Here is a 24,235-nt window from a genome sequence, read left to right as displayed (position 1 = left end):
TTGTAAGGTTAAGCCTCACGGTTCATTAGTATCGGTTAGCTCAACGCATCGCTGCGCTTACACACCCGACCTATCAACGTCGTCGTCTTCAACGTTCCTTCAGGACTCTCAAGGAGTCAGGGAGAACTCATCTCGGGGCAAGTTTCGTGCTTAGATGCTTTCAGCACTTATCTCTTCCGCATTTAGCTACCGGGCAGTGCCATTGGCATGACAACCCGAACACCAGTGATGCGTCCACTCCGGTCCTCTCGTACTAGGAGCAGCCCCCCTCAGTTCTCCAGCGCCCACGGCAGATAGGGACCGAACTGTCTCACGACGTTCTAAACCCAGCTCGCGTACCACTTTAAATGGCGAACAGCCATACCCTTGGGACCTACTTCAGCCCCAGGATGTGATGAGCCGACATCGAGGTGCCAAACACCGCCGTCGATATGAACTCTTGGGCGGTATCAGCCTGTTATCCCCGGAGTACCTTTTATCCGTTGAGCGATGGCCCTTCCATTCAGAACCACCGGATCACTATGACCTGCTTTCGCACCTGCTCGCGCCGTCACGCTCGCAGTCAAGCCAGCTTATGCCATTGCACTAACCTCCTGATGTCCGACCAGGATTAGCTGACCTTCGTGCTCCTCCGTTACTCTTTGGGAGGAGACCGCCCCAGTCAAACTACCCACCAGACACTGTCCGCAACCCGGATCACGGGTCCACGTTAGAACACCAGCCATTAAAGGGTGGTATTTCAAGGTTGGCTCCACGCAGACTGGCGTCCACGCTTCAAAGCCTCCCACCTATCCTACACATCAAGGACCAGTGTTCAGTGTCAAGCTATAGTAAAGGTTCACGGGGTCTTTCCGTCTTGCCGCGGGTACACTGCATCTTCACAGCGAGTTCAATTTCACTGAGTCTCGGGTGGAGACAGCCTGGCCATCATTACGCCATTCGTGCAGGTCGGAACTTACCCGACAAGGAATTTCGCTACCTTAGGACCGTTATAGTTACGGCCGCCGTTTACCGGGGCTTCGATCAAGAGCTTCGCCTTACGGCTGACCCCATCAATTAACCTTCCGGCACCGGGCAGGCGTCACACCGTATACGTCCACTTTCGTGTTTGCACAGTGCTGTGTTTTTAATAAACAGTTGCAGCCAGCTGGTATCTTCGACTGATTTCAGCTCCACCCGCAGGGGCTTCACCTACATATCAGCGTGCCTTCTCCCGAAGTTACGGCACCATTTTGCCTAGTTCCTTCACCCGAGTTCTCTCAAGCGCCTTGGTATTCTCTACCTGACCACCTGTGTCGGTTTGGGGTACGATTTGATGTTACCTGATGCTTAGAGGCTTTTCCTGGAAGCAGGGCATTTGTCACTTCAGCACCGTAGTGCCTCGTCATCACACCTCAGCGTTAAAAGGTACCGGATTTACCTGGAACCTCCGCCTACATGCTTAAACCGGGACAACCGTCGCCCGGCCGACATAGCCTTCTCCGTCCCCCCTTCGCAGTAACACCAAGTACAGGAATATTAACCTGTTTCCCATCGACTACGCCTTTCGGCCTCGCCTTAGGGGTCGACTCACCCTGCCCCGATTAACGTTGGACAGGAACCCTTGGTCTTCCGGCGAGCGGGCTTTTCACCCGCTTTATCGTTACTTATGTCAGCATTCGCACTTCTGATACCTCCAGCAACCCTCACAGGCCACCTTCAACGGCTTACAGAACGCTCCCCTACCCAACAACACATAGTGTCGCTGCCGCAGCTTCGGTGCATGGTTTAGCCCCGTTACATCTTCCGCGCAGGCCGACTCGACCAGTGAGCTATTACGCTTTCTTTAAATGATGGCTGCTTCTAAGCCAACATCCTGGCTGTCTGTGCCTTCCCACATCGTTTCCCACTTAACCATGACTTTGGGACCTTAGCTGGCGGTCTGGGTTGTTTCCCTCTTCACGACGGACGTTAGCACCCGCCGTGTGTCTCCCGTGATAACATTCTCCGGTATTCGCAGTTTGCATCGGGTTGGTAAGCCGGGATGGCCCCCTAGCCGAAACAGTGCTCTACCCCCGGAGATGAGTTCACGAGGCGCTACCTAAATAGCTTTCGGGGAGAACCAGCTATCTCCCGGTTTGATTGGCCTTTCACCCCCAGCCACAGGTCATCCGCTAATTTTTCAACATTAGTCGGTTCGGTCCTCCAGTTAGTGTTACCCAACCTTCAACCTGCCCATGGCTAGATCACCGGGTTTCGGGTCTATACCCTGCAACTTAACGCCCAGTTAAGACTCGGTTTCCCTGCGGCTCCCCTATTCGGTTAACCTTGCTACAGAATATAAGTCGCTGACCCATTATACAAAAGGTACGCAGTCACCCCATAAAGAGGCTCCCACTGCTTGTACGTACACGGTTTCAGGTTCTTTTTCACTCCCCTCGCCGGGGTTCTTTTCGCCTTTCCCTCACGGTACTGGTTCACTATCGGTCAGTCAGGAGTATTTAGCCTTGGAGGATGGTCCCCCCATATTCAGACAGGATACCACGTGTCCCGCCCTACTCTTCGAGTTCACAGCATGTGTGCTTTCGTGTACGGGACTATCACCCTGTACCGTCGGACTTTCCAGACCGTTCCACTAACACACACGCTGATTCAGACTCCGGGCTACTCCCCGTTCGCTCGCCGCTACTGGGGGAATCTCGGTTGATTTCTTTTCCTCGGGGTACTTAGATGTTTCAGTTCCCCCGGTTCGCCTCGTTAACCTATGTATTCAGTTAACGATAGTGCAACGGATTGCACTGGGTTTCCCCATTCGGACATCGCCGGGTCAAAGGTTCATATCACCTCGCCGGCGCTTTTCGCAGATTAGCACGTCCTTCATCGCCTCTGACTGCCAGGGCATCCACCGTGTACGCTTGGTCGCTTAACCTCACAACCCGAAGATGTTTCACTTCTGATTGCGAAAATTTGAGAGACTCGAACACACATTAACTGTGTGTCGTTTCAATTTTCAGCTTGATCCAGATTTTTAAAGAGCAAATATCTCAAACATGACTCGCAAGTCAGTTTTGAGATACAGGTGTCGGTGACTTTCACTCACAAACCAGCAAGTGGCGTCCCCTGGGAGGTCTGACCTCATCAGTTAACGCTTGGCGTCCCCTAGGGGATTCGAACCCCTGTTACCGCCGTGAAAGGGCGGTGTCCTGGGCCTCTAGACGAAGGGGACGTACAGTCTCAATCGCAAGACGCCTTGCTGTTTACTTTTCATCAGACAATCTGTGTGGACACTACAAAGGCAGGTTCTTTAAGGTAAGGAGGTGATCCAACCGCAGGTTCCCCTACGGTTACCTTGTTACGACTTCACCCCAGTCATGAATCACAAAGTGGTAAGCGCCCTCCCGAAGGTTAAGCTACCTACTTCTTTTGCAACCCACTCCCATGGTGTGACGGGCGGTGTGTACAAGGCCCGGGAACGTATTCACCGTGGCATTCTGATCCACGATTACTAGCGATTCCGACTTCATGGAGTCGAGTTGCAGACTCCAATCCGGACTACGACGCACTTTATGAGGTCCGCTTGCTCTCGCGAGGTCGCTTCTCTTTGTATGCGCCATTGTAGCACGTGTGTAGCCCTGGTCGTAAGGGCCATGATGACTTGACGTCATCCCCACCTTCCTCCAGTTTATCACTGGCAGTCTCCTTTGAGTTCCCGGCCTAACCGCTGGCAACAAAGGATAAGGGTTGCGCTCGTTGCGGGACTTAACCCAACATTTCACAACACGAGCTGACGACAGCCATGCAGCACCTGTCTCACGGTTCCCGAAGGCACATTCTCATCTCTGAAAACTTCCGTGGATGTCAAGACCAGGTAAGGTTCTTCGCGTTGCATCGAATTAAACCACATGCTCCACCGCTTGTGCGGGCCCCCGTCAATTCATTTGAGTTTTAACCTTGCGGCCGTACTCCCCAGGCGGTCGACTTAACGCGTTAGCTCCGGAAGCCACGCCTCAAGGGCACAACCTCCAAGTCGACATCGTTTACGGCGTGGACTACCAGGGTATCTAATCCTGTTTGCTCCCCACGCTTTCGCACCTGAGCGTCAGTCTTTGTCCAGGGGGCCGCCTTCGCCACCGGTATTCCTCCAGATCTCTACGCATTTCACCGCTACACCTGGAATTCTACCCCCCTCTACAAGACTCCAGCCTGCCAGTTTCGAATGCAGTTCCCAGGTTGAGCCCGGGGATTTCACATCCGACTTGACAGACCGCCTGCGTGCGCTTTACGCCCAGTAATTCCGATTAACGCTTGCACCCTCCGTATTACCGCGGCTGCTGGCACGGAGTTAGCCGGTGCTTCTTCTGCGGGTAACGTCAATTGCTGTGGTTATTAACCACAACACCTTCCTCCCCGCTGAAAGTACTTTACAACCCGAAGGCCTTCTTCATACACGCGGCATGGCTGCATCAGGCTTGCGCCCATTGTGCAATATTCCCCACTGCTGCCTCCCGTAGGAGTCTGGACCGTGTCTCAGTTCCAGTGTGGCTGGTCATCCTCTCAGACCAGCTAGGGATCGTCGCCTAGGTGAGCCGTTACCCCACCTACCAGCTAATCCCATCTGGGCACATCTGATGGCAAGAGGCCCGAAGGTCCCCCTCTTTGGTCTTGCGACGTTATGCGGTATTAGCTACCGTTTCCAGTAGTTATCCCCCTCCATCAGGCAGTTTCCCAGACATTACTCACCCGTCCGCCGCTCGCCGGCAAAGTAGCAAGCTACTTTCCGCTGCCGCTCGACTTGCATGTGTTAGGCCTGCCGCCAGCGTTCAATCTGAGCCATGATCAAACTCTTCAATTTAAGTTTGATGCTCGTGAATTAAACTTCGTAATGAATTACGTATGTTCACTCAGAGACTTGGTATTCATTTTTCGTCTTGCGACGTTAAGAATCCATGTCACTTTGAGTGCCCACACAGATTGTCTGATAAATTGTTAAAGAGCAGTTGCGACGCGCTTCAGCGCTCTGTCGCGAGGTGGCGTATATTACGCTTTCCTCTTTCAGAGTCAACCCGTTATTTCAGGATTTTTTCTCTTCAACCGACCGGGCTGTCTGTGAAGTGATTCACATCCGCCGTGTCGATGGAGGCGCATTATAGGGGGCCGAATTTTTAGCACAAGCATTTTTTGGATCTTTTTTTCTGGTTGCTGATTTTCCGCGCTTTTCGCTGAAATCCCACCCGATCTGCTCAAATATTGACGTATTTCACCTTGCCTCGATCCAATAATATGATCAAAGTCTTCTGTATAGCGTTCATCTGTCGAGGTAGATATGTCTGCAGTATTACGTCCCTATAAAGATCTGTTCCCCCAAAAAGGCGATCGCGTGATGATCGACGCCAGCAGCGTGATCATTGGTGATGTCCGAATGGCCGATGATGTCAGCATCTGGCCACTCGTTGCGATCAGGGGAGATGTTAACTATGTGGCGATTGGTGCGCGCACCAATATTCAGGATGGTAGCGTTCTGCATGTCACCCACAAATCCTCATACAACCCGGAAGGTAATCCACTGATCATCGGAGAAGAGGTTACCGTCGGCCATAAAGTGATGCTTCACGGCTGCACAATTGGTAACAGGGTTCTTGTTGGTATGGGATCGATTTTGCTGGATGGCGTCGTAGTAGAAGATGACGTGATGATCGGCGCAGGCAGCCTTGTTCCACAAAACAAACGGCTTGAGAGCGGATATCTCTATTTAGGCAGCCCGGTGAAACAGATCCGCCCCTTAAAAGAGGCGGAAATTGCAGGGTTGAAATACTCGGCGAGCAACTACGTGAAATGGAAGAATGACTATCTGGATCAGGACAACCAGAGCCAGCCCTGATCGTCTTCCTGCTGATCGCGAATTAAATCGCTGGCTTCTTCTTCAAGATCCCAGCGATTCTCACAAAATACCTCTAGCGGATTTGAACCGCCAAAGCGACGCAGCAGCGTTTCCCCGCTAATCGCGCAGGTAAGTTGCATCCCGTGAACCAGCACCGGGAAACAGACCACTTTCTTGCCCTCATCCCAGGTTTCTCTGTCCGGAAAATGTATCGCCTGGTTCATGCAGCGAGTTCCTGTTTCAGCTTTTCAATCACCGGTTCAACCGCAGGCAATACGCCGTGCCAGAGCAATACCGCATGTGCCGCCTGCCCCACCAGCATACCCAGACCATCGGCCAGATGTTTCGCACCGTGCTGCTCGCACCAGTTCAGGAAAGGCGTCTTCCCTTTCTGATAAAACATATCGTAGAAGTAGACGTGGGCACTCACCAGAGAAGGCGGGATCGCAGGGATTTCACCATTAATGCCGCTGGAGGTAGCGTTAATGACAAGATCAAATTCATGATCCGCAAGATCATCAAGCGCTACCGCACTTACGCTGCCGGTGTGAGCGAACAATGCCGCAAGTTCTTCTGCTCTGGAGAAAGTGCGGTTGGTGATAGTAACTGCACAATCAAGAGACAAAAGTGGGAGCAATACACCGCGTGACGCTCCGCCCGCCCCAATGAGCAAGATCCGAAAGCCTGGTATAATAAATAACAGTCTTTCCAGATCGCTGAGTAAACCAATCCCGTCTGTGTTGTCGCCCAGAAGGCGACCATCTTCAATCCGCTTAAGCGTATTCACGGCACCGGCAAGAGAAGCACGCTCGGTCAGTTCATCCGCACGTTCGAAGGCTTCTTCTTTAAAAGGCACCGTCACATTGGCCCCTTTGCCTCCCGCAGCGAAGAAGGCATCCAGCGTTGGAATAAATGCATCAACCGGTGCCAGAACACGGCCATAGGGATGATTAATCTTCAGCTGTTCAGCGAACAGTTGATGGATCAACGGTGATTTACTGTGTGCTATAGGGTTACCGAAAACGGCATAAGTTTCCATCATACTACCCCTGGCGAAAACGTTCGCCGGTTAAGGCGTCGCGAATTTCCGACGGATTCAGGCGTCCCCCGGTTTCCCCTACTGCTACCGGGAAATCCTCACCAAACTGCGCCAGCACCTCTTCGGTTGTCCGGCAAGGAGGTAATCCGGACAGGTTAGCGCTGGTTGAGACCAGTGGTTTACCAAACGCCTGGCACAGTTTCACCACCAGCGGGTGATCGGTAACCCGAACAGCGAGAGAATCAAAACGCCCGGTTAACCAGCGCGGCGTTGTCGGCTGCGCCGGGAAAACAAAGGTCACAGGCCCAGGCCACGCAGAGAAAATCGTCTCCCGCTGCGCCGGTGTCAGCATCGAATCATCAATATAAGGTTTAAGCTGCTCATAACTGGCCGCAATCAAAATCAACCCTTTTTCGACGGGCCGCTGTTTGAGGGCAAGTAAACGACTCACAGCCGTTTCGCTGTCCGGGTCGCAACCGACTCCGAATACAGCTTCAGTTGGATAGGCGATGACTTCTTCATTTTTCAAAACGTCCACCACATGCGCGATGGAGTCTGATGGCAGGTTATTATTCACTGGTTTGATCCGCCGATACCGGCTTTCCACATTGTTTACTGGCGCAGAAGCGCTTTATGCCTTGCGCCGTTTTCTTCTCTATTAGCAGCGGATAATCGCAATGAGGGCAGACACCCGCTACCGGTTTGAAATTGATAACGAACTGACATTCAGGATAACGATCGCAAGAATGGAAGGTCTTACCGTAACGTGAACGACGCTGCACCAGTTGGCCGCGCTGACATTGAGGGCAAGAAATTGCCGTTTCATCTGGCTTATCAATTTGTTCTGTATGTTCGCATTCCGGGTAACGGCTGCATCCGATAAACATACCGAAGCGCCCCTGCCGTAGTGCTAATTCGCCCCCGCAGAGAGGACAAAGCTGTCCCTCCAGAATTTTAACGATATGCCCGTCCGCCTGGCTTTTCAGGGGACGGACATAATCACATTCCGGATAGTGTGAACAACCGAGAAACGGACCGTGTTTCCCGGACCGAATAACAAGTTCAGCCCCGCACTGTGGGCAGGGCTCGTTTTTATGCACCGTGAACAGTGCTGATTTGGCCATAACAATTCTTGGTCCTGCACATTGAATTAGTGCAGCATACCTTCATTCACTTCAAAGAGTAATTCTTCCATTTGCTGATAGGCATTTTCACAGCCAGGAATATTGAACAGAACCATCAGAATCACCCATTTGAGATCTTCCAGTTCAAATTCTGCCGTATCCAGTGCCATGACGCGCTCTATCACCATTTCTCGCGTTTCGAGGTTTAGCACCTGAATCTGCTCAAGGAATAAAATAAAGCCCCGGCAGCTGGCATCCAGCCGTTCACACTCTTCAGCGGTATAGATGCGCACAGATAATGGATCAGAAGCAAGGAGCATCGGTTCGGCGAGGCCGTCCTGATAATCAGCCAGCTTATCCAGCCACATCAACGCATTATAAATATCTTCCCGCTCAAATCCTGCATCGGTAAGATCCCGTGTCAATTTGTCCTGATCCACGTGCATTTCTGCTTCGTTGTGGATGTAAGTTTCAAACAAATACATCAGTACGTCGAACATGGCTTGCCCTCCTTAATCGGACATAGCCGCCGGGTACAGCTGCGATCCATCCTGCTAACTCCAGTTCGAGTAGCTGTGCTACCGTTACTGGCACAGGTTGGCCGGCACGTTCAGCGACAACGTCAACAGGTGTTACCTCATCTCCTACGTTAGCCAGGAGCTTGGGAAATGGCAATGCCACCGCCTTCTGATCTGATGAATAATGTCGCTTTTCGGGATCATCCGGCAACCAGTGCAACCCATATTGCAAATTTTCCAGAATGTCTTCTTTACATGTGACAGGTGTTGCTCCTTGCTTTATCAGCCAGTGCGGCCCTTCACATCCGGGATTTCCTATCGGGCCAGGCAGTGCAAATACCTCACGCCCCTGCTCCAGGGCACATCTTGCGGTAACAAGCGATCCGCTGCGTATGGCTGCCTCAACAACCAGCACTCCCTGGCTCAACCCACTAATGATGCGGTTACGGCGTGGAAAGTTGCCCGGCCTGGGCTGCATTGACAGGGAGAACTCAGAAACCACCGCGCCTCCGGCCGCTATAATCTGTTCAGCCAGAGCTTGATGTCGGCGCGGGTAAATACTAAACAAGCCGTTGCCCAATACAGCCACACTGCATCCTTTTACTGATAGCGCCGCGTTGTGGGCGACACCGTCAATACCACAGGCCAGCCCACTGGTTATGGTAAAACCGCATTGCGACAGCTGTTCACTCAAGATTTTCCCCCAACGTTCACCGTACCAGGAAGGTGCACGGCTGCCCACTACGGCAAGCTGCAGACTGTTAAGCGCATCGACATTCCCCCTCACAAAGAGCGCTCCGGGGTAATCAGGGACAGTACGTAATATTCGCGGGAAGCGTGGGTGATCGGCAGGGAGAAGGTGATTCCCCGGTTGTTCCAGCCATTTCAGACTCCGTTCAAGCTCACTTTCACTGAGCGAGAAGAACCTTGCGGCATGCTTCGCTGTAAGCCCTGCTTCTTTTACAGAATCGGTATCAACCGTTGTCTTACGAAGCAATTTTTGCGCGGCTTCCAGCATCACATCACCGCATAATGAACCGATGTTGATAAGCCGTAACCATATCTCTGTGGACGTCATCCTTTTCCCTGCCATAAGCAGCCTCAGCAATCTTTGCGATTGGTCACTGATGCTGTCAATCGATGGGGGATTTGTCTAGAATAGAGATAATATTCTTATCAACTCCTGAACACGACTCTGGAAATTTATGGCAGTTTTGCAAGTGTTACATATTCCGGACGAGCGCCTTCGCATCGTCGCTGAACCGGTTAAAGAAGTGAATGCAGAAATTCAGCGTATCGTCGATGATATGTTCGATACCATGTATGCCGAAGAAGGCATTGGCCTCGCGGCAACACAGGTAGACATTCACAAGCGTATTATCGTGATCGACGTTTCTGAGAATCGCGATGACCGCCTGGTGCTGATCAACCCTGAACTGCTTGAGAAAAGTGGTGAGACTGGTATTGAGGAAGGCTGTCTGTCCATTCCAGAACAACGTGCGTTAGTGCCGCGCGCTGAAAAAGTGAAGATTCGCGCACTCGATCGTGACGGTAACCCGTTTGAACTGGAAGCAGACGACCTGCTGGCGATTTGTATTCAGCATGAGATGGATCACCTGGTCGGTAAACTGTTTATCGATTACCTCTCTCCGCTGAAACAGCAACGTATTCGTCAAAAAGTAGAGAAACTGGATCGTTTGCGCTCTCGCGCATAACATCCCCCCGGATACAAGGAACAACGTGTCTAAAACACTACGTATTATCTTCGCGGGTACTCCTGATTTTGCAGCGCGTCATCTTGACGCGCTGTTATCGTCTGGTCACCAGGTGGTTGGCGTGTTTACCCAGCCGGATCGTCCTGCTGGTCGCGGTAAAAAACTGATGCCGAGCCCGGTAAAAATAATGGCAGAAGAGCACGGTTTACCTGTTTTCCAGCCTGCATCCCTGCGTCCTGAAGAAAACCAAAAATGGGTTGCTGAGCTGAATGCCGACGTAATGGTGGTGGTGGCTTACGGTTTAATTTTGCCAAAAGCCGTGCTTGATATGCCGCGTCTGGGTTGTGTCAACGTGCATGGTTCACTTCTCCCACGCTGGCGCGGTGCTGCGCCGATCCAGCGCGCTTTGTGGGCGGGCGATGCTGAAACTGGCGTCACAATCATGAAGATGGACGTAGGTTTAGATACCGGTGACATGCTGTATAAACTGTCCTGCCCTATTACTGCAGACGATACCAGCGCCACGCTGTACGACAAGCTGGCTGGTCTTGGTCCGCAGGGTCTCATTGAGACATTAAAGCAGCTTGCCGACAACACCGCGAAACCTGAAGTCCAGGATGAAGCGCGGGTGACTTATGCCGAAAAGCTGAGTAAAGAAGAAGCCCAAATCGACTGGTCGCTGTCTGCGGTTCAGCTGGAACGTTGCATTCGCGCCTTTAACCCGTGGCCAATGAGCTGGATGATGATTGATGAGCAGCCAGTGAAAATCTGGAAAGCCTCCGTTATTGATGCTCCCGTGACTGCGGCTCCTGGCACGATCATTGATGCGAACAAACAGGGCATCCAGGTCGCCACCACGGAAGGGATTTTGAATCTTGAATCCCTACAGCCCGCGGGTAAGAAAGCGATGAGCGCACAAGACCTGTTAAACTCCCGTCGCGAATGGTTTATCCCTGGCAACCGTCTTGCCTGAACCCATTGACTTTTAAGGCCCGGTGTTTCCGGGCATTTTTATTTTTACGGCTATGAAAAAACAAAATTTACGCAGTCTGGCGGCACAGGCCGTTGAAAAAGTGGTCGAGGAAGGTCAGTCCCTGAGCAATGTCCTGCCCCCACTGCAGCAAAAAGTGTCCGATAAAGATAAAGCACTGCTTCAGGAGCTGTGCTTCGGGGTACTTCGCACTCTGTCTCAGCTCGAATGGCTGATTAGTAAGCTGATGTCGCGCCCGATGACGGGCAAACAGCGTACTGTGCATTATTTGATTATGGTTGGCTTCTATCAGCTTCTTCATACCCGCATTCCACCTCACGCAGCGCTGGCAGAAACAGTGGAAGGTGCCGTTGCCATTAAACGTCCTCAGCTCAAGGGCTTGATCAACGGAGTATTACGCCAGTTCCAGCGTCAGCAGGAGGAGCTTTTAGCTGAATTTGCTCAAACCGAAAAACGTTTTCTGCACCCGGAATGGCTGCTGAACCGCCTGAAAAAAGCCTGGCCACAGCAGTGGCAGGAAATTGCTGAAGCCAATAATCAGCGTCCGCCAATGTGGCTGCGCGTTAACCGTAATCATCATACCCGCGATGCGTGGCTGGCTCTGCTGGAAGAGGCTGGTATGAGTGGATTCACCCATGAAGCCTACCCTGATGCCGTGCGTTTAGCCTCTCCTGCCGCCGTGCATGCACTTCCAGGTTTTGAAGACGGCTGGGTGACAGTACAAGACGCCTCAGCACAAGGCTGTATGCAATGGCTTGAGCCGAAAAATGGCGAACAGATCCTTGACCTTTGCGCCGCGCCTGGCGGGAAAACGACGCATATTCTGGAAGTAGCTCCGCAGGCTAACGTGATGGCGGTTGATGTCGACGAGCAGCGCTTGTCTCGCGTCTACGATAACCTTAAACGTCTGGGAATGAAGGCGCAGGTCAAACAGGGCGATGGACGTAAACCTGCAGACTGGTGTGGCGAGACGCAGTTCGACCGTATTTTGCTGGATGCCCCATGCTCTGCAACCGGTGTAATTCGCCGCCACCCGGATATTAAGTGGCTGCGCCGCGATCGCGACATTAAAGAACTTGCCCAACTGCAATCCGAGATCCTGGATGCCATTTGGCCGCACCTGAAACCTGGCGGCACGCTGGTCTATGCGACCTGCTCAGTTCTCCCGGAAGAGAACAGTCTGCAAATCGCGTCGTTCCTGAAACGAACACCCGATGCGTCATTGCATGATACCGGCACACCAGAATGTCCGGGCCAGCAAAACCTGCCTGGTGCCGAAGAGGGTGATGGCTTCTTTTACGCTAAGCTAATCAAAGCGTGATGTTGAAAACAGGTCACAAGAGATGAAGATTATCATTCTGGGTGCAGGACAGGTTGGCGGAACCCTGGCGGAAAATCTGGTCGGGGAAAACAACGACATCACCATTGTGGATACGAATGGCGATCGATTGCGTGTGTTACAGGACAAATTTGACCTTCGCGTCGTGCAGGGCCACGGTTCACATCCACGCGTGCTTCGTGAAGCGGGTGCCGATGATGCCGATATGCTGGTCGCAGTGACCAGCTCTGACGAGACCAATATGGTCGCATGTCAGGTTGCCTACTCGCTTTTCAACACGCCAAACCGTATTGCCCGTATCCGTTCCCCGGACTACGTCCGGGACGCAGAGAAACTGTTTAACTCTGAAGCGGTGCCTATCGATCACCTTATCGCGCCTGAACAATTGGTTATAGACAGTATTTACCGCCTGATTGAATACCCTGGAGCTTTGCAGGTGGTTAACTTTGCCGAAGGCAAAGTCAGCCTGGCCGTCGTGAAAGCCTATTACGGCGGACCATTGATCGGTAATGCCCTGTCCACAATGCGTGAGCACATGCCGCATATTGATACGCGCGTTGCAGCCATTTTTCGCCATGACAGACCTATCCGCCCTCAGGGATCAACGATTGTAGAAGCGGGCGATGAGGTATTCTTTATCGCGGCGTCACAGCATATTCGAGCTGTAATGAGTGAACTTCAGCGCCTCGAAAAGCCGTATAAACGCATCATGCTGGTTGGCGGCGGCAATATCGGCGCGGGGCTGGCACACCGACTGGAAAAAGACTACAGCGTGAAGTTGATCGAGCGCGATCAACAACGCGCGTCAGAACTGGCTGAAAAACTACAGAACACGATCGTCTTCTATGGCGATGCATCGGATCAAGAGTTACTGGCAGAAGAGCATATCGATCAAGTTGATCTCTTCATTGCTGTTACTAACGATGACGAAGCGAATATTATGTCCGCCATGCTCGCCAAGCGAATGGGGGCAAAAAAGGTGATGGTACTTATTCAGCGCCGTGCCTACGTTGACCTCGTTCAGGGCAGCGTAATCGATATCGCTATTTCACCTCAGCAAGCAACAATTTCTGCACTGCTAAGCCATGTTCGTAAAGCGGATATTGTTGGTGTTTCATCGTTACGCCGTGGTGTCGCTGAAGCCATTGAAGCGGTGGCACACGGCGATGAAACCACGTCACGCGTTGTTGGGCGGGCCATTGATGAAATAAAGCTACCACCGGGGACTATTATTGGCGCTGTGGTTCGCGGCAATGACGTCATGATTGCAAATGATAATTTGCGTATCGAGCAAGGTGACCACGTCATTATGTTCCTTACGGATAAAAAGTTTATTACCGACGTCGAACGTTTATTCCAGCCCAGCCCATTCTTCCTGTAATGATTTGGGTGCTCGTAAAGAGCGCCCGATCATTAACCCTTTAATTTCCATGCCTTTTATTTTTCATAACGATTATTTATCCCCAATGGCAATTAGCTAATCATTTGTTAAACTTATAGTCGTCAGCTGGCACAAGGAGAACATAATGAGTTTTATTAAAGAATTTCGCGAATTTGCGATGCGCGGGAATGTGGTGGATTTGGCAGTGGGTGTCATTATTGGTGCGGCGTTCGGTAAGATCGTATCATCATTAGTAGCCGACATTATCATGCCACCGTTAGGGCTATTAATTGGGGGCATTGATTTCAAACAATTCGCCTTCACGCTGCGTGAGGCTCAAGGGGATATCCCGGCGGTCGTCATGCATTATGGCGTATTCATTCAGAACGTATTTGATTTCGTGATTGTAGCGTTCGCTATTTTTATGGCTATTAAGCTCATCAACAAACTTAACCGTAAAAAAGAAGAGCCGGCTGCAGCGCCAGCACCGACCAAAGAAGAAGTCTTGCTGAGCGAAATTCGCGATCTGTTAAAAGAGCAGAATAATCGCTCTTAATCAGCCGTTGAAAGCAGGAAGGCCAGTGGTAAATAAGCGATTCGCTTGCTTGCCACTGGCCTCCCAGTTACCCCGTTTTGTATGTTTGCCTTTACGCAGATAACTTCCTTTCCCCTTTTTGCTTTTCTCAACGCGCTGTCTAAAAAGCGGGTCGTGAAGTAGAGCCTCAATGGCATTGTCCTTAATTTGTCCCTTCGTGTGCTGATAGCGACTCATAATATCTCCTGGGTTTAGTTTACGTCGTCGGAAGTCTAGACCTGGGTGGACTTAAAATCAACAGCCCCGGTTTTCACCACTGGCCCCCTGTTCAAGGGCTTCCAGAATAGAGCAGTAAATACTGCTGTGTGCCGTTCCGCAACAGGCATCATTTAAGCGCTGCAGTGAGCGCTGCATCGTTTGAAGTTCCTGAATCCGCGCTTCCACTTCATCCAGCCTGGCCTGGACGATACTTTTGGACTCCTGGCAGGTATGGTGCTCTGGATCGATGCGGATCGATAATAGCTCACGGATCGAATCCAGCGTGAAGCCTAGCTGACGTGCATGGCGGATAAATCTCAGGCGCTGTAAATCATTGTCGGTATAGAGTCGGAACCCACCCTCGGTTCGTACCTCATGATCGATCATCGCCTGTTTTTCGTAGTAACGGATAGTATCCGGCGTTACGTTTGCCAGCTTTGCAAGTTCACCAATACGGTACATGGTTACTCCTCATTAATCTTCTGCATTAACCTTTCGCTGTACTCTCCACGCAGAAAGTCAGTATTCATACCCGCCTGCCGTAGCTTAAGCTCAACGAGCGCCAGGCGACGGCTAAGTTCTTTGTGTCGTGGATCACCTTCACGAATGCCTTTAAGCAGGTCTGCAAGTTCCACTGCTTCTTTGCGCTGTTCAAGTTCCGGTGGCAGGCAACCGGCATTTTTGAGTAAGCGATAACCCGCTCGTAGCTCAGGCGCGATAAAGGAGTCATCATCAAGCACTAATGGCTCGCCGCTACCCGGAAGGTTATCGAAATCGCCTTTTCGTTGGGCATCGCTGATATGGCGTTCTGCCCACTGGTCGAGCAACCACATGATGGACTCCAGGGGATGAACAGAAAAGATACAGATATTGTAGAGATGTAGGGAATCTGCGGATATAAAAAAACCCGCCGAAGCGGGTTTTTTTACGTTACTACAGATTACTCTGCAGCAGCTTCTGCTTTCTCTGAACGATCAACCAGCTCGATGTAAGCCATCGGCGCATTGTCGCCTGCACGGAAGCCACACTTCAGAATGCGAGTGTAACCACCGGCACGGCTCGCGAAACGCGGGCCCAGTTCGTTAAACAGTTTTGCCACGATCTCGTTATCACGAGTACGGGCGAATGCCAGACGACGATTAGCAACGCTGTCAGTCTTGGCAAGAGTAATCAGCGGCTCAACTACGCGACGCAGCTCTTTCGCTTTAGGCAGGGTCGTCTTGATGATCTCATGACGAACCAGTGAACCTGCCATGTTGCGGAACATAGCCTGGCGATGGCTGCTGTTGCGGTTCAGTTGACGACCACTCTTACGATGGCGCATGACCTTATCCTTCTCAGTAAAACCTTAACCTGTGATCCGGTTACTCGTCAGCAATGCTTGCCGGTGGCCAGTTTTCCAGGCGCATGCCCAGAGACAGACCACGTGAAGCCAGCACGTCTTTAATCTCGGTAAGAGATTTTTTACCCAGGTTCGGCGTTTTCAGCAACTCAACCTCGGTACGCTGTACCAGATCACCGATATAGTGGATAGCTTCTGCCTTGAGGCAGTTAGCAGAGCGGACAGTCAATTCCAGATCGTCAACAGGGCGCAGCAGGATCGGATCGAATTCTGGTTTCTCTTCTTTCACTTCCGGCTGACGTACATCACGTAAGTCAACGAAAGCTTCCAGTTGTTCTGCCAGGATGGTTGCCGCACGACGAATCGCCTCTTCAGGATCGATTGTACCGTTGGTTTCCATTTCGATGACCAGCTTGTCCAGGTCGGTACGCTGTTCTACACGCGCTGCTTCAACATTGTAGGCAATACGCTCTACAGGGCTGTAGCATGCGTCGACCAGCAGACGGCCGATTGGGCGCTCATCTTCTTCCGAATGAATTCGGGCAGAAGCCGGCACATAACCACGACCGCGCTGAACTTTGATACGCATGCTAATAGCCGCGTTCTCATCGGTCAGGTGGCAGATCACGTGCTGCGGCTTGACGATTTCAACATCACCGTCGTGGGTGATGTCGGCTGCAGTCACAGGGCCAATGCCAGATTTATTCAGAGTAAGAATAACTTCATCTTTACCCTGAACTCTCACCGCCAGCCCTTTCAGGTTGAGCAGGATTTCAAGGATATCTTCCTGAACGCCTTCTTTGGTGCTGTACTCATGAAGTACACCATCAATCTCAACCTCGGTCACCGCGCAACCCGGCATCGATGAGAGCAGAATACGGCGCAGTGCGTTACCCAGAGTATGGCCAAAGCCACGCTCTAAAGGCTCAAGGGTCACCTTGGCGTGCGTCGAACTCACTTGCTCGATATCTACCAGGCGCGGTTTTAGAAACTCTGTCACAGAACCCTGCATTGTGTCCTCTCTTTGGTACTAAGCTTTACTTGGAGTAAAGCTCGACGATCAGGTGTTCGTTAATGTCCGCAGACAGATCAGAACGTTCTGGCTGACGCTTGAACGTACCTTCCATCTTGCCAGCATCAACTTCCAGCCAGGTTGGCTTTTCACGCTGCTCAGCCAGCTCCAGAGCGGCTTTCACGCGAGATTGCTTTTTCGCTTTCTCACGAATGCTAACAACGTCATTCGCTTTAACCTGATAAGAAGCGATGTTAACAACACGACCGTTTACCATGATTGCTTTATGGCTAACCAGCTGGCGTGATTCAGCACGAGTCGCGCCGAAGCCCATACGGTAAACAACGTTGTCCAGACGACCTTCCAGCAGGGCCAGCAGGTTTTCACCTGTGTTGCCTTTCAGACGTGCTGCTTCTTTATAATAGTTACGGAACTGACGCTCCAGCACACCGTACATACGGCGAACTTTTTGCTTTTCACGCAACTGCACACCATAGTCAGACAGACGCGGTTTACGCGCACCGTGCTGGCCAGGAGCTTGTTCAATTTTACACTTGGTATCGATCGCGCGAACGCCAGACTTAAGGAATAAGTCGGTGCCCTCACGACGGCTCAGCTTGAGCTTAGGACCCAAATATCTTGCCATTTTCTATCTCCAACTAACCTAAAAAACGAGCGTTATACGCGACGTTTTTTCGGCGGACGACAACCGTTATGAGGGATCGGAGTCACATCAGTAATATTCGTGATGCGGAAACCAGCGGCGTTCAGAGCGCGAACAGTAGATTCACGACCCGGACCCGGACCTTTAACCATAACTTCCAGATTCTTGATGCCGTATTCTTTTACGGCTTCAGCGCAACGCTCTGCTGCAACCTGAGCTGCAAACGGAGTGGATTTGCGAGAACCACGGAAACCGGAACCACCGGCTGTTGCCCAACCCAATGCGTTACCCTGACGATCAGTAATGGTAACGATGGTGTTGTTGAAAGAAGCATGGATATGAGCCACGCCGTCAGAGACTTGTTTTCTTACACGTTTACGTGCACGAATTGGTGCCTTTGCCATTATTCAATCACCCCGATTATTTCTTGATCGGTTTGCGCGGACCCTTACGGGTACGTGCGTTGGTCTTAGTACGCTGACCGCGCACTGGCAGACCACGACGATGACGCAAACCGCGATAGCAACCAAGATCCATCAGGCGCTTGATGCTCATGCTGATTTCACGGCGCAGATCACCTTCAACGACAAATTTGGCAACTTCGTCACGCAGCGTGTCGATTTGTCCTTCAGACAGCTCACTGATCTTAACATCTTCAGCGATACCCGCTGCAGCCAAAATGGCTTTAGAACGGGTCTTGCCGATGCCGTAGATCGAAGTTAATGCGATCACAGCATGTTTCTGATCAGGAATGTTAATGCCTGCTATACGGGCCACTATGCACTCCTACTATTTAATATGTACGCACCATGCTGAAAAGCCCGTTTTCAGGATACTCAAATGGAAACGTACAGACATACAAAAGATTGGCTGGCTAATCTAGCCAGCTCAACCCAACTTTGCAAGAAAAATATGCGAAATAATCAGCCTTGGCGCTGTTTATGCTTCGGCTCGGCACTGCAAATCACACGGATGACACCATCACGCTTAACGATTTTGCAGTTACGGCATAATTTCTTGACGGAAGCACGAACTTTCATTTTTACTCTCCGTAACTTCTCAGGCGACCAATTAGCGGCCGTAGCCTTTCAGGTTCGCCTTCTTCAATGCAGACTCATACTGACTGGACATCATCAGAGTTTGCACTTGAGCCATAAAGTCCATAATCACGACAACAACGATAAGCAGTGAGGTCCCACCGAAGTAGAACGGTACTTTCATTGCATCACGCATGAACTCCGGGATCAGGCAGATAAAAGTAATATAAAGCGCACCAACCAAAGTCAGGCGTGTCATTACTTTATCGATATACTTCGCCGTTTGCTCTCCCGGACGAATTCCTGGTACAAATGCACCGGACTTCTTCAGGTTATCTGCTGTTTCACGCGGGTTGAAAACCAACGCCGTGTAGAAGAAACAGAAGAAGATGATCGCAGACGCATAGAGTAACACATAAAGTGGTTGCCCAGGCTGCAAATACAGCGAAATTGTTGTCAGCCAGTTCCAACCAGTACCGCCCCCGAACCATGACGCGATGGTTGCCGGGAACAGAATAATACTGGAAGCGAAGATAGCCGGGATAACCCCCGCCATGTTCACTTTCAGCGGTAAATGTGTGCTCTGTGCAGCATAGACACGACGACCTTGCTGACGTTTGGCGTAGTTCACCACAATGCGGCGTTGACCACGTTCAACAAAGACAACAAAGAACGTCACTGCAAATACTAATACTGCAACCAACAGCAACAGGAGGAAGTGCAGGTCGCCTTGACGCGCTTGCTCGATAGTGTGGGCGATGGCTGGCGGGAGACCCGCAACAATACCGGCGAAGATAATGATTGAGATACCGTTACCGATACCACGTTCAGTAATCTGTTCGCCGAGCCACATCAGGAACATCGTCCCTGTGACCAGACTTACAACAGCGGTGAAATAGAATGCAAAGCCTGGATTAAGAACCAGGCCCTGCATACCAGGCATATTCGGAAGACCGGTAGCAATACCGATCGACTGGAATATTGCCAGCACCAGAGTGCCGTAACGGGTGTACTGGCTAATCTTACGACGTCCAGATTCCCCTTCTTTCTTCAGCTCTGCCAGGGCCGGATGAACGACCGTCAGCAGCTGGATAATAATCGAAGCCGAAATGTACGGCATGATACCCAGCGCGAAGATAGAAGCACGGCTGAGAGCACCACCAGAGAACATGTTAAACATCTCAATGATGGTGCCTCGCTGTTGCTCAAGCAGTTTGGCAAGTACAGCGGCATCGATACCAGGGATCGGAATAAAAGAGCCAATACGGAACACAATCAGCGCGCCGATAACAAACAGCAGTCTGCGTTTCAGCTCGCCAAATCCACCTTTGGCACTTTGAAAATCTAATCCCGGTTGCTTAGCCATCTGCTACTTATTCCTCAATTTTACCGCCAGCAGCTTCGATAGCAGCACGAGCACCTTTAGTAACACGCAGGCCACGAACAGTTACCGGAGTAGAAACTTCACCAGACAGGATCACTTTCGCGAACTCGATCTGGATACCGATAATGTTAGCTGCTTTCAGCGTGTTCAGGTCTACAACGCCGCCTTCAACTTTCGCCAGGTCAGACAGACGGACTTCCGCTGTGATCGCTGCTTTGCGAGAGGTGAAGCCGAACTTCGGCAGACGACGGTACAGTGGCATCTGGCCACCCTCGAAACCGCGACGTACGCCACCGCCAGAACGAGAGTTCTGACCTTTGTGACCACGACCACCGGTTTTGCCGAGGCCAGAACCGATACCACGACCCAGGCGTTTACCCGCCTTTTTAGAGCCTTCGGCCGGAGACAGAGTATTTAAACGCATCTCTTACTCCTCAACTTTAACCATGAAGTAAACCGCGTTGACCATACCACGAACAGCAGGAGTATCCTCGCGCTCAACGGTATGACCAATACGACGCAGACCCAGGCCAAGCAGCGTTGCCTTGTGTTTCGGCAGACGACCGATTGCACTGCGGGTTTGAGTGATTTTAATAGTCTTTGCCATGGTCAATTACCCCAGAATTTCTTCAACGGATTTACCACGCTTGGCAGCGACCATTTCTGGAGAATTCATATTTTCCAGGCCATCAATAGTTGCACGAACCACGTTGATCGGGTTGGTGGAACCATATGCTTTAGCCAGAACGTTATGAACCCCAGCAACTTCCAGAACGGCGCGCATTGCACCACCGGCGATGATACCGGTACCTTCTGAAGCTGGCTGCATGAATACACGAGAACCCGTGTGAACACCTTTAACCGGGTGTTGCAGGGTGCCGTTGTTCAGCGCGACGTTAATCATATTGCGACGGGCTTTTTCCATCGCTTTCTGGATCGCTGCTGGAACTTCACGCGCTTTACCGTAACCAAAACCAACGCGACCGTTACCATCGCCAACAACAGTCAGAGCTGTGAAGGAGAAAATACGACCACCTTTAACGGTTTTAGATACGCGGTTTACCGCGATCAGCTTTTCCTGCAGTTCGCCAGCCTGTTTTTCGATGTGAGCCATCTTACACCTCTACCTTAGAACTGAAGGCCAGCTTCACGGGCAGCATCTGCCAGTGCCTGGACACGACCATGATATTGGAACCCGGAACGGTCAAAGGAAACATTGCTGATGCCTTTTTCCAGAGCGCGTTCAGCAACAGCTTTACCTACAGCTGCAGCGGCGTCTTTGTTACCGGTGTACTTCAATTGTTCTGAGATAGCTTTTTCTACAGTAGAAGCAGCTACCAGAACTTCAGAACCGTTCGGTGCAATTACCTGTGCGTAAATATGACGCGGGGTACGATGTACCACCAGGCGAGTTGCACCCAGCTCTTTGAGCTTGCGGCGTGCGCGGGTCGCACGACGGATACGAGCAGATTTCTTATCCATAGTGTTACCTTACTTCTTCTTAGCCTCTTTGGTACGCACGACTTCGTCGGCGTAACGAACACCCTTGCCTTTATAAGGCTCAGGACGACGGTAGGCGCGCAGATCTGCTGCAACCTGACCGATCAGCTGTTTATCAGCGCCTTTCAGCACGATTTCTGTCTGAGTCGGACATTCTGCAGTGATACCGGCTGGCAGCTGATGCTCAACAGGGTGTGAGAAGCCCAGAGACAGGCCTACTGCATTCCCTTTGATCGCTGCACGATAACCTACACCAACCAGCTGAAGCTTTTTAGTGAAGCCTTCGGTAACACCAACAACCATTGAGTTCAGCAGGGCACGCGCGGTACCAGCCTGAGCCCATCCATCCACGAAACCATCACGTGGACCGAAGGTCAGAGCGTTATCTGCATGTTTAACTTCAACAGCATTGTTGAGGGTACGAGTCAGCTCGCCGTTTTTACCTTTGATCGTAATAACCTGACCGTCGATTTTTACATCAACGCCGGCAGGAATAACGACCGGTGCTTTAGCAACACGAGACATTCTTTCCTCCGATTAGGCTACGTAGCAGATAATTTCGCCACCAAGACCAGCCTGGCGCGCTGCACGATCAGTCATAACACCTTTAGAGGTAGAAACAACTGCGATACCAAGACCAGCCATTACTTTTGGCAGCTCATCTTTTTTCTTATAGATGCGCAGGCCTGGGCGGCTGACACGCTGAATGCTTTCTACAACAGCTTTACCCTGGAAATACTTGAGAGTAAGTTCCAGTTCCGGCTTGGTGTCGCCTTCAACTTTAAAATCTTCGATAAAACCTTCTTCCTTCAGCACGTTGGCAATTGCCACTTTCAGCTTGGCGGAAGGCATGGTGACCGCAACTTTGTTCGCGGCCTGACCGTTACGGATACGGGTCAGCATATCCGCGATCGGATCTTGCATGCTCATCTGTCTTTACTCCCGTGATTCAATTGGTAATTACCAGCTAGCCTTTTTCAAGCCTGGCACTTCACCGCGCATAGCGGCTTCACGCAGTTTGATACGGCTCAACCCAAACTTGCCCACATAACCATGTGGACGACCTGTTTGACGACAGCGGTTACGCTGACGAGACGGGCTGGAATCACGCGGCAGAGACTGCAGCTTGAGAACAGCATTCCAACGATCTTCGTCGGAAGCGTTCACATCAGAAATGATCGCTTTCAGTTCAGCGCGTTTAGCGAAGAATTTATCAGCTAAAGCTACGCGCTTTACTTCGCGTGCTTTCATTGATTGCTTAGCCATTCAGTAACCCTACCTTACTTGCGGAACGGGAAGTCAAAGGCAGCCAGCAGAGCACGGCCTTCTTCGTCAGATTTCGCAGTAGTGGTAATGGTAATATCCAAACCACGCACGCGGTCGACTTTATCGTAGTCGATTTCTGGGAAGATGATCTGCTCACGGACACCCATGCTGTAGTTACCACGACCGTCGAAAGACTTAGCGGACAAGCCACGGAAGTCACGGATACGTGGAACAGCAATAGTGATCAGGCGCTCAAAGAACTCCCACATGCGTTCGCCACGCAGAGTTACTTTACAGCCGATCGGATAGCCCTGACGGATTTTGAAGCCTGCAACTGATTTGCGTGCTTTGGTGATCAACGGTTTTTGACCGGAGATTGCTGTCAGGTCAGCTGCTGCGTTATCCAGCAGTTTCTTGTCAGCGATCGCTTCACCAACACCCATGTTCAGGGTGATCTTCTCGACCCGAGGGACTTGCATGACAGAATTGTAGTTAAACTCAGTCATGAGTTTGTTAACTACTTCGTCTTTGTAGTAATCATGCAGTTTCGCCATCGTACTACTCCAAATTACTTGATAGTTTCGCTGTTAGACTTGAAGAAACGGACTTTTTTGCCGTCTTCGAATCTAAAGCCTACACGGTCAGCCTTGCCGGTAGCCGCATTGAAGATTGCAACGTTAGAAACCTGAATAGCAGCTTCTTTTTCAACGATGCCGCCTGGTTGGTTCAGGGCCGGAACCGGCTTCTGATGTTTCTTAACCAGGTTGATACCTTCAACGACAAGTTTGCCGGAAGACAGAACATTTTTTACTTTACCGCGTTTACCTTTATCTTTACCGGTTAACACGATAACTTCGTCATCACGACGGATTTTCGCTGCCATGATTCGCTCCTTAGAGTACTTCTGGTGCCAGAGAGATAATTTTCATGAACTTCTCAGTACGAAGTTCACGAGTTACCGGCCCAAAGATACGCGTGCCGATAGGCTGCTCGCTGTTATTGTTTAAAATAACGCATGCATTACCATCGAAGCGAATGACAGAACCGTCAGGGCGACGAACACCCTTCTTGGTGCGCACCACTACCGCCTTCAGCACATCACCTTTTTTGACCTTACCACGTGGAATTGCTTCTTTGATGGTGATCTTGATGATGTCGCCTACGCCTGCGTAGCGACGGTGCGAGCCACCCAGAACCTTGATACACATTACGCGACGTGCACCGGAGTTGTCGGCGACGTTCAGCATAGTCTGTTCTTGGATCATTTTAGTGC

The 24,235-nt window shown here is 51.2% G+C and carries 32 protein-coding genes, 1 tRNA gene and 2 rRNA genes; 6 read left to right on the top strand and 29 right to left on the bottom strand.

All coding sequences use genetic code 11. The features are described 5' to 3' along the window. Nucleotides 1-4: 4 nt before the first annotated feature. The 3 genes from ABGB15_RS02315 to ABGB15_RS02305 form a co-directional block, all read right to left on the bottom strand. Nucleotides 5-2,908 (bottom strand): 23S ribosomal RNA (locus ABGB15_RS02315). A gap of 221 nt (nt 2,909-3,129) precedes the next feature. After that, nucleotides 3,130-3,205, bottom strand: a tRNA-Glu gene (locus ABGB15_RS02310). Nucleotides 3,206-3,289: 84 nt separating this feature from the next. Further along, nucleotides 3,290-4,831, bottom strand: a 16S ribosomal RNA gene (locus tag ABGB15_RS02305). Together the 16S and 23S rRNA genes with 1 tRNA gene alongside form the textbook arrangement of a ribosomal RNA operon. Before the next feature lie 471 nt (nt 4,832-5,302). Between ABGB15_RS02305 and ABGB15_RS02300 the strand changes: the two genes are divergently transcribed. Continuing rightward, entirely contained in the window at nt 5,303-5,857 is a 555-nt protein-coding gene (locus tag ABGB15_RS02300; RefSeq protein WP_152082478.1) for a gamma carbonic anhydrase family protein, read from the top strand. Here ABGB15_RS02300 and ABGB15_RS02295 read toward each other — a convergent pair. From ABGB15_RS02295 to dprA, 6 genes are read right to left on the bottom strand one after another with little or no spacing between them, the layout of a single operon-like run. Continuing rightward, nucleotides 5,833-6,081, bottom strand: a complete 249-nt coding sequence (locus ABGB15_RS02295; protein ID WP_215723909.1) for a DUF1488 domain-containing protein — start codon at nt 6,079-6,081, stop codon at nt 5,833-5,835. The genes ABGB15_RS02300 and ABGB15_RS02295 overlap by 25 nt on opposite strands. Further along, complete coding sequence (gene aroE / locus ABGB15_RS02290) at nt 6,078-6,896, bottom strand: shikimate dehydrogenase (protein ID WP_215723915.1); 819 nt, start codon at nt 6,894-6,896, stop codon at nt 6,078-6,080. The genes ABGB15_RS02295 and aroE overlap by 4 nt, the downstream gene beginning before the upstream one ends. Before the next feature lie 4 nt (nt 6,897-6,900). Further along, nucleotides 6,901-7,473 carry an L-threonylcarbamoyladenylate synthase type 1 TsaC gene (tsaC, locus tag ABGB15_RS02285; protein WP_152082480.1) on the bottom strand — a complete coding sequence of 191 codons (573 nt, stop codon included), beginning with the start codon at nt 7,471-7,473 and terminating at the stop codon, nt 6,901-6,903. Further along, nucleotides 7,466-8,020, bottom strand: coding sequence for a type I DNA topoisomerase (locus ABGB15_RS02280; protein ID WP_152082481.1), 555 nt, complete (start codon nt 8,018-8,020; stop codon nt 7,466-7,468). The genes tsaC and ABGB15_RS02280 overlap by 8 nt, the downstream gene beginning before the upstream one ends. A 26-nt stretch (nt 8,021-8,046) precedes the next feature. Beyond that, nucleotides 8,047-8,520, bottom strand: coding sequence for a DUF494 family protein Smg (gene smg / locus ABGB15_RS02275; protein ID WP_152082482.1), 474 nt, complete (start codon nt 8,518-8,520; stop codon nt 8,047-8,049). Further along, a complete protein-coding gene (gene dprA / locus ABGB15_RS02270) occupies nt 8,492-9,616 on the bottom strand; it encodes a DNA-protecting protein DprA (RefSeq protein ID WP_215723910.1) in 1,125 nt (374 codons plus the stop codon). Before dprA ends, smg begins: the two co-directional genes overlap by 29 nt. 127 nt (nt 9,617-9,743) lie before the next feature. On the opposite strand from dprA, the gene def reads away from it, so the two are divergent. From def to mscL, 5 genes are all read left to right on the top strand, one after another. Then, complete coding sequence (gene def / locus ABGB15_RS02265) at nt 9,744-10,253, top strand: peptide deformylase (protein ID WP_152082484.1); 510 nt, start codon at nt 9,744-9,746, stop codon at nt 10,251-10,253. A gap of 25 nt (nt 10,254-10,278) precedes the next feature. After that, nucleotides 10,279-11,226: a methionyl-tRNA formyltransferase gene (gene fmt, locus ABGB15_RS02260; RefSeq protein ID WP_215723911.1), complete on the top strand. Its 948-nt coding sequence runs from the start codon at nt 10,279-10,281 to the stop codon at nt 11,224-11,226. A gap of 52 nt (nt 11,227-11,278) precedes the next feature. Further along, nucleotides 11,279-12,565: a 16S rRNA (cytosine(967)-C(5))-methyltransferase RsmB gene (gene rsmB / locus ABGB15_RS02255; RefSeq protein WP_152082486.1), complete on the top strand. Its 1,287-nt coding sequence runs from the start codon at nt 11,279-11,281 to the stop codon at nt 12,563-12,565. Between the two features lie 22 nt (nt 12,566-12,587). Further along, nucleotides 12,588-13,964 (top strand): Trk system potassium transporter TrkA, encoded by a 1,377-nt coding sequence (gene trkA / locus ABGB15_RS02250; protein ID WP_152082487.1) that lies wholly within the window; start codon nt 12,588-12,590, stop codon nt 13,962-13,964. A gap of 145 nt (nt 13,965-14,109) precedes the next feature. Beyond that, nucleotides 14,110-14,520, top strand: coding sequence for a large-conductance mechanosensitive channel protein MscL (gene mscL / locus ABGB15_RS02245; protein WP_152082488.1), 411 nt, complete (start codon nt 14,110-14,112; stop codon nt 14,518-14,520). On the opposite strand, the gene ABGB15_RS02240 is transcribed toward mscL, so the two are convergent. The 20 genes from ABGB15_RS02240 to rplN all read right to left on the bottom strand — a co-directional run bounded on the left by ABGB15_RS02240 (nt 14,521) and on the right by rplN (nt 24,227). Further along, nucleotides 14,521-14,736: an alternative ribosome-rescue factor A gene (locus ABGB15_RS02240; protein WP_215723912.1), complete on the bottom strand. Its 216-nt coding sequence runs from the start codon at nt 14,734-14,736 to the stop codon at nt 14,521-14,523. A gap of 57 nt (nt 14,737-14,793) precedes the next feature. Next, entirely contained in the window at nt 14,794-15,219 is a 426-nt protein-coding gene (zntR, locus tag ABGB15_RS02235; protein WP_152082490.1) for a Zn(2+)-responsive transcriptional regulator, read from the bottom strand. A 2-nt stretch (nt 15,220-15,221) separates the two neighbouring features. After that, nucleotides 15,222-15,590: a DUF1992 domain-containing protein gene (locus ABGB15_RS02230; protein ID WP_215723913.1), complete on the bottom strand. Its 369-nt coding sequence runs from the start codon at nt 15,588-15,590 to the stop codon at nt 15,222-15,224. A gap of 107 nt (nt 15,591-15,697) precedes the next feature. Further along, a complete protein-coding gene (rplQ, locus tag ABGB15_RS02225; RefSeq protein WP_001216368.1) occupies nt 15,698-16,081 on the bottom strand; it encodes a 50S ribosomal protein L17 in 384 nt (127 codons plus the stop codon). Nucleotides 16,082-16,121: 40 nt separating this feature from the next. Next, nucleotides 16,122-17,111 (bottom strand): DNA-directed RNA polymerase subunit alpha, encoded by a 990-nt coding sequence (gene rpoA / locus ABGB15_RS02220; RefSeq protein ID WP_002919219.1) that lies wholly within the window; start codon nt 17,109-17,111, stop codon nt 16,122-16,124. Between the two features lie 25 nt (nt 17,112-17,136). Beyond that, complete coding sequence (gene rpsD, locus ABGB15_RS02215; protein WP_004868345.1) at nt 17,137-17,757, bottom strand: 30S ribosomal protein S4; 621 nt, start codon at nt 17,755-17,757, stop codon at nt 17,137-17,139. 32 nt (nt 17,758-17,789) lie between these two features. Beyond that, on the bottom strand, nt 17,790-18,179 hold the full coding sequence (gene rpsK, locus ABGB15_RS02210) for a 30S ribosomal protein S11 (RefSeq protein WP_003031137.1): 390 nt from the start codon (nt 18,177-18,179) through the stop codon (nt 17,790-17,792). 16 nt (nt 18,180-18,195) lie between these two features. Next, complete coding sequence (rpsM, locus tag ABGB15_RS02205) at nt 18,196-18,552, bottom strand: 30S ribosomal protein S13 (protein ID WP_013099021.1); 357 nt, start codon at nt 18,550-18,552, stop codon at nt 18,196-18,198. Between the two features lie 146 nt (nt 18,553-18,698). Then, a complete protein-coding gene (gene rpmJ, locus ABGB15_RS02200) occupies nt 18,699-18,815 on the bottom strand; it encodes a 50S ribosomal protein L36 (protein ID WP_000868187.1) in 117 nt (38 codons plus the stop codon). A gap of 31 nt (nt 18,816-18,846) precedes the next feature. After that, entirely contained in the window at nt 18,847-20,178 is a 1,332-nt protein-coding gene (secY, locus tag ABGB15_RS02195) for a preprotein translocase subunit SecY (protein WP_003863305.1), read from the bottom strand. 7 nt (nt 20,179-20,185) lie between these two features. Next, nucleotides 20,186-20,620 carry a 50S ribosomal protein L15 gene (gene rplO, locus ABGB15_RS02190; RefSeq protein ID WP_061706984.1) on the bottom strand — a complete coding sequence of 145 codons (435 nt, stop codon included), beginning with the start codon at nt 20,618-20,620 and terminating at the stop codon, nt 20,186-20,188. Nucleotides 20,621-20,623: 3 nt separating this feature from the next. Then, nucleotides 20,624-20,803 carry a 50S ribosomal protein L30 gene (gene rpmD, locus ABGB15_RS02185; RefSeq protein WP_003863301.1) on the bottom strand — a complete coding sequence of 60 codons (180 nt, stop codon included), beginning with the start codon at nt 20,801-20,803 and terminating at the stop codon, nt 20,624-20,626. Between the two features lie 6 nt (nt 20,804-20,809). Beyond that, nucleotides 20,810-21,310, bottom strand: coding sequence for a 30S ribosomal protein S5 (gene rpsE, locus ABGB15_RS02180; RefSeq protein WP_003863299.1), 501 nt, complete (start codon nt 21,308-21,310; stop codon nt 20,810-20,812). A 14-nt stretch (nt 21,311-21,324) separates the two neighbouring features. Then, entirely contained in the window at nt 21,325-21,678 is a 354-nt protein-coding gene (gene rplR, locus ABGB15_RS02175) for a 50S ribosomal protein L18 (RefSeq protein WP_003863297.1), read from the bottom strand. Nucleotides 21,679-21,687: 9 nt separating this feature from the next. After that, entirely contained in the window at nt 21,688-22,221 is a 534-nt protein-coding gene (rplF, locus tag ABGB15_RS02170; protein WP_152082492.1) for a 50S ribosomal protein L6, read from the bottom strand. Nucleotides 22,222-22,233: 12 nt separating this feature from the next. Continuing rightward, complete coding sequence (gene rpsH, locus ABGB15_RS02165; protein WP_006178918.1) at nt 22,234-22,626, bottom strand: 30S ribosomal protein S8; 393 nt, start codon at nt 22,624-22,626, stop codon at nt 22,234-22,236. A 30-nt stretch (nt 22,627-22,656) separates the two neighbouring features. Beyond that, complete coding sequence (gene rpsN / locus ABGB15_RS02160; RefSeq protein WP_003863291.1) at nt 22,657-22,962, bottom strand: 30S ribosomal protein S14; 306 nt, start codon at nt 22,960-22,962, stop codon at nt 22,657-22,659. Between the two features lie 14 nt (nt 22,963-22,976). Beyond that, nucleotides 22,977-23,516, bottom strand: coding sequence for a 50S ribosomal protein L5 (gene rplE, locus ABGB15_RS02155; protein ID WP_001096206.1), 540 nt, complete (start codon nt 23,514-23,516; stop codon nt 22,977-22,979). A 14-nt stretch (nt 23,517-23,530) separates the two neighbouring features. Next, nucleotides 23,531-23,845, bottom strand: coding sequence for a 50S ribosomal protein L24 (gene rplX, locus ABGB15_RS02150; protein WP_003863287.1), 315 nt, complete (start codon nt 23,843-23,845; stop codon nt 23,531-23,533). A 10-nt stretch (nt 23,846-23,855) separates the two neighbouring features. Further along, a complete protein-coding gene (gene rplN, locus ABGB15_RS02145; RefSeq protein ID WP_002919748.1) occupies nt 23,856-24,227 on the bottom strand; it encodes a 50S ribosomal protein L14 in 372 nt (123 codons plus the stop codon). Between the last annotated feature and the right edge of the window lie 8 nt (nt 24,228-24,235).

It is taken from the genome of Enterobacter sp. MALB-1 (assembly GCF_041021625.1).
GTDB lineage: Bacteria > Pseudomonadota > Gammaproteobacteria > Enterobacterales > Enterobacteriaceae > Enterobacter > Enterobacter oligotrophicus.
Note: the sequence above shows the minus strand (reverse complement) of the source record. Positions and strands in the feature narration are given on the sequence as shown.